The following is a 4,116-nucleotide window of genomic DNA, read 5'->3' on the forward strand; positions in this document are numbered from 1 at the left end:
CCCGCACCTTCCCGCATATGCTTGCGGCGAGCGGTATCAGTCCAGGGCATGTGCTTCCTCCATCGTCTCGACAACGACGCTGAATCACAACCTACTGATATCGCTCAACCACTTTTCGCTCGGGCTCATAGACCGGCTTGGCATCGGTGCCGGTGATGTTGACGAAGTACGGCGCATAGACCGGCGAGCGGTCGTCGAGCAGCTTGGCCGACAGGCGGATATAGCCGTTGTCGAACTTGCGGGTGATGTTGAACTTGACCTGCCCGCCCTTCCAGCCGTCGTAACCGATGCGGCGCGGTCCTTCGCCCGAGCGGTAGAAGCCGCCGATGTGGAAGGTCAGATCCTTGGACAGCGGCGCGCCATAGTCGAAATCGACGCGCTTGGAATTGTAGTTCAGCCCGCTGCTGACCTGGATCGCGCCTTCCTCGACATCGCCGGTCTTGGAGATCAGGTTGATCAGCCCGCCCGGCGAATCCGATGCGAACGTGGAGGCCGAGCCGCCGCGGATCGTCTCGATCTGGGCGATGTTGAAATCGTTGCGCAGATAGACGTCGCTGCCGATGTTGAAGATATCGCCGAATTCCAGAACGGGCAGGCCATCTTCCTGAATCTGCACGTATTTGGAACCACCGGCGGCCAGCGGAAGTCCGCGCACGGTATAGTTGTTGTTGCCTTCGCCGATCGCGGATTCAACCCGCAGGCCGGCCATCGTGCGCAACACGTCGGCCAGGGTGCGCGGGCCGAACCGCTGGATCTCATCGCCCTTGAGCGAGCTGGTGGAGGTGGCGCTGTCGAGCCGGTCGCGGCCCTTGGCGACGCCGGTGGAAAAGACCTCGACCTCCGCCTTGCGCGGCGTGCGCTGGCGGGCGGGCGCGTCCGATGTGGCGCGCGCCCCATCTGATGCGCCACCTGATGTGCTGTCGTCGGCTTCGTTCGATGCGTCCGGCGCAGAAGCTGCTGCGGCAAGCGCCGGGGTAGCCAGCGCGGTTGTCGCCAGGATCAGCGCGGGAAGCGCAAGGCGCCCCATTCGCGAAAGTCCCGGCAGCGAAAGGAAATGTGGTTGCTTCATCGCGGTCAATGCCCCTCCAAAGGCCGTCTGGCAGGCAGGACAGTTCAACCCCGAACCCTCGTGCCTGAAACGTTCCGACAGTCCGAGTAAGGCTTATGGGTAACCGGGAGTTTGCGCGCGACTTGGGGTCAGCGCTCAGGGAAAGGGCCTAAGCGCTGTCCAACAAGGCCCGCCATGTGCGGATTTGTGGGTATATTCCGGGGGGCGGCGAAATTTGATCCATGCCCTTGTGTGGCTCAAAAGCAACACTACCTTCGGCCGAGTAATGGAGGAGCGTTAAGCCATGAACCTCGAAAAATTCACCGACCGCGCCAAGGGCTTCCTGCAGGCCGCGCAGACCGTTGCGATCCGGCTGGGGCACCAGCGCATCGGGCCCGATCACGTGCTCAAGGCGCTGCTCGAAGACCCCGAAGGCATGGCCAGCGGGCTGATCCAGCGCGCGGGCGGGCAGGCCAGCGTGGCGCTGGCCGAAGTGGACAAGGCGCTGGGCAAAGTGCCCGCCGTCTCGGGCTCGGGCGCGCAGGCCACGCCGGGGCTGGACAACGACGCGGTGCGCGTGCTCGATCAGGCCGAACAGATCGCGGCCAAGAGCAACGACAGCTTCGTCACCGTCGAACGCCTGCTGGTGGCGCTGACGCTGGCGACCACGACCAGCGCCGGACAGGCGCTGAAGATTGCAGGGGTCACCGCACAAGCGCTCGAAGCGGCGATCACCGCCTTGCGCGGGGGCCGCACCGCCGACAGCGCCGGGGCCGAAAACGCCTATGACGCGATGAAGAAGTACGCCCGCGACCTGACCGAGGCAGCGCGCGAGGGCAAGCTTGATCCGGTGATCGGGCGCGACGAGGAAATCCGCCGCACCATCCAGATCCTTGCCCGCCGCACCAAGAACAACCCCGCGCTGATCGGCGAACCGGGCGTGGGCAAGACCGCGATCGCCGAGGGCCTTGCCCTGCGCATCGCCAACGGCGACGTGCCCGACAGCCTGAAGCATCGCCGCCTGATGGCGCTCGACATGGGCAGCCTGATCGCGGGGGCGAAGTATCGCGGCGAGTTCGAGGAGCGGTTGAAGGCCGTGCTCGACGAAGTGAAGGGCGCCGAGGGCGAGATCATCCTGTTCATCGACGAGATGCACACGCTGATCGGCGCGGGCAAGACCGAGGGCGCGATGGACGCCTCCAACTTGCTCAAGCCCGCATTGGCACGCGGCGAACTGCACTGCATCGGCGCGACCACGCTGGATGAATACCAGAAGTACATCGAGAAAGACCCCGCCTTGCAGCGCCGGTTCCAGCCGGTGTTCGTGGGCGAGCCGACCGTGGAGGACACGATCAGCATCCTGCGCGGCATCAAGGACAAGTACGAGGTCCACCACGGCGTGCGCATTTCGGACAATGCCATCGTTGCGGCGGCCACGCTGTCCAACCGCTATATCGCCGACCGCTTCCTGCCCGACAAGGCGATCGACCTGATGGACGAGGCCGCCAGCCGCATCCGCATGGAAGTGGAAAGCAAGCCCGAGGAGATCGAGAAGCTCGACCGCCGGATCATCCAGTTGAAGATCGAGGAAATGGCGCTCGGCCGCGAAACCGATGCCGCCTCGAAGGACCGGCTGGTGGCGCTGCGCGAAGAGCTGGCCAATCAGGAACAGCAGTCCGCCGAACTGACCACCCGCTGGCAGAACGAACGCGACAAGATCAACGCCGAGGGCAAGCTGAAAGAGGCGCTCGACGCCGCGCGCAGCGAGCTGGAGCAGGCGCAGCGGCAGGGCGACCTCGCCCGCGCCGGCGAGATCGCCTATGGCCGCATCCCCGATCTGGAACGCCAGCTTGCCGAGGCGCAAGGCGCGACCAGCAACGCCATGCTGCGCGAGGAAGTGACCGCCGAGGACATCGCCGCCGTCGTCAGCAAATGGACGGGCATTCCGGTCGACCGCATGCTGGAGGGCGAGCGCGAAAAGCTGCTCAACATGGAAGCCGTGATCGGCAAGCGCGTGATCGGCCAGACCGACGCGGTGATCGCGGTGTCCAAGGCGGTGCGCCGCGCGCGCGCCGGGTTGCAAGACCCCAACCGGCCGCTGGGCAGCTTCCTGTTCCTTGGCCCCACGGGCGTGGGCAAGACCGAACTGACCAAGGCGCTGGCCGGGTTCCTGTTCGATGACGACGCCGCGATGGTGCGCATCGACATGAGCGAGTTCATGGAAAAGCACAGCGTCAGCCGCCTGATCGGCGCGCCTCCGGGCTATGTCGGTTATGACGAAGGCGGCGTGCTGACCGAGGCGGTGCGGCGCAGGCCCTATCAGGTTGTGCTTTTCGATGAAGTCGAAAAGGCGCACCCCGATGTGTTCAACGTACTGCTACAGGTGCTCGACGATGGCCGCCTGACCGACGGGCAGGGCCGGGTGGTGGACTTCACCAACACGCTGATCATTCTGACCAGCAACCTTGGCAGCCAGTACCTTGCCAATCTGGACGAAGGGCAGGACGTGAGCGCGGTCGAGCCGCAAGTGATGGAGATCGTGCGCGGCCACTTCCGCCCCGAATTCCTCAACCGGCTGGACGAGATCATCCTGTTCCACCGGCTGGGTCAGGACCACATGGCGCCGATCGTCGAACTGCAGGTGGAACGCGTCGCGCGGCTGCTCAAGGATCGCAAGATCACCATCGCGCTGACCGACGCCGCCAAGCGCTGGCTGGGCCGGGTGGGCTATGACCCGGTCTATGGCGCAAGGCCGCTCAAGCGCGCGGTGCAACGCTACTTGCAAGACCCGCTGGCCGAACGCCTGCTGGCAGGCCAGGTGCCCGACGGCAGCACCGTGCAGATCGACGAAGGCGACGGCGCGCTGACGTTCCACGTGGGGTGATGCGGGTGGGCGACTGTCATTCTCCCCCACCGGGGGAGGATTGGCGGCCGCTCATCGGGCTATCTTGACAAAACGAACCATATAGGATAATTGCGCTGCCAAGGATCGAGGGGCGAGGCCAAGGCCGGTCTTGTCTTTTGCTTCTTTCGGTCAGGGTTCACAGCCTGATCGGCGCGACCGGTGC

Annotated in this window: 2 protein-coding genes; one reads left to right on the plus strand and one right to left on the minus strand. The window is 65.1% G+C overall.

The features are described 5' to 3' along the window. Nucleotides 1–91: 91 nt before the first annotated feature. Nucleotides 92–1,069: a TonB-dependent receptor plug domain-containing protein gene (locus tag LDN95_RS22885; protein WP_370631735.1), complete on the minus strand. Its 978-nt coding sequence runs from the start codon at nt 1,067–1,069 to the stop codon at nt 92–94. 283 nt (nt 1,070–1,352) lie between these two features. On the opposite strand from LDN95_RS22885, the gene clpB reads away from it, so the two are divergent. Next, the gene (gene clpB / locus LDN95_RS22890) at nt 1,353–3,932 is read left to right on the plus strand and encodes an ATP-dependent chaperone ClpB (protein ID WP_226019806.1); all 2,580 of its coding nucleotides are present in this window, start codon (nt 1,353–1,355) and stop codon (nt 3,930–3,932) included. Nucleotides 3,933–4,116: the final 184 nt, after the last annotated feature.

The organism is Novosphingobium sp. FKTRR1 (assembly GCF_020404405.1).
Lineage (GTDB): Bacteria > Pseudomonadota > Alphaproteobacteria > Sphingomonadales > Sphingomonadaceae > Novosphingobium.

Bases quoted from the DNA above. Each gene is read 5' to 3' on its own strand.
- LDN95_RS22885 (WP_370631735.1), bottom strand. From the start codon at position 1,069: ATGAAGCAACCACATTTCCTTTCGCTGCCGGGACTTTCGCGAATGGGG.
- clpB (WP_226019806.1), top strand. From the start codon at position 1,353: ATGAACCTCGAAAAATTCACCGACCGCGCCAAGGGCTTCCTGCAGGCC.